Origin of the sequence: Synechococcus sp. H70.1 (genome assembly GCF_047502705.1) — a bacterium.
Lineage (GTDB): Bacteria > Cyanobacteriota > Cyanobacteriia > Thermostichales > Thermostichaceae > Thermostichus.
Map to the genome: position 1 here is coordinate 1 of NZ_JANSIV010000146.1, position 564 is coordinate 564.

General features: G+C 55.9%; 1 protein-coding gene. It reads left to right on the forward strand.

The window, feature by feature from the left end:
• Positions 1-165: 165 nt before the first annotated feature.
• The gene (locus NW827_RS09935) at positions 166-477 is read left to right on the forward strand and encodes an RNA recognition motif domain-containing protein (RefSeq protein WP_414503637.1); all 312 of its coding nucleotides are present in this window, start codon (positions 166-168) and stop codon (positions 475-477) included.
• The last annotated feature ends 87 nt before the right edge of the window (positions 478-564 follow it).

Sequence of the window (564 nt, forward strand, 5' to 3'; positions counted from 1 at the left end):
GGCACTGGCTATTTTCGTGCAATGGGAGTGGCTATCCCCCATCTCTGTGTTCGAGATAGATGTCGGTTGTAGCGTTCGGTTCTTCTGATCTTGGCGGGTTTTCACGTTTTGTATTGGCAGACGGCTCTCCGAATATCTCGCTTTTTGTTCCTCTCTCTTTCGGAGATCGTCGATGTCAATTCCTTTAAGGTGACGGAAGCGGATTTGACCGCTGTTTTTGCTGAGTACGGTTCCGTGAAGCGGGTGCAGATCCCCACCGACTGTGAGACAGGCCGCATCCGCGGTTTTGGGTTCGTGGAAATGAGCTCTGAAGCCGAAGAGCAGGCTGCCATTGCCGCTCCGGACGGCGCAGAATGGATGGGCCGCAACCTCAAGGTCAACAAGGCTCGCCCCCGAGAAGAACGCCCCACCTCAGGCTTCCGGTCTGCCAACTCAAACGGCGGCGACCGGCGGCGGAATTTCCAATCTCGCTATTAAAACGCCTGCTGAGGGTTCTCGGTTTGAGTTTGCCCAGCACCACCGGCCCATGTCCGCGAGCGGAGCTCCTGGAGATATAAAACAACT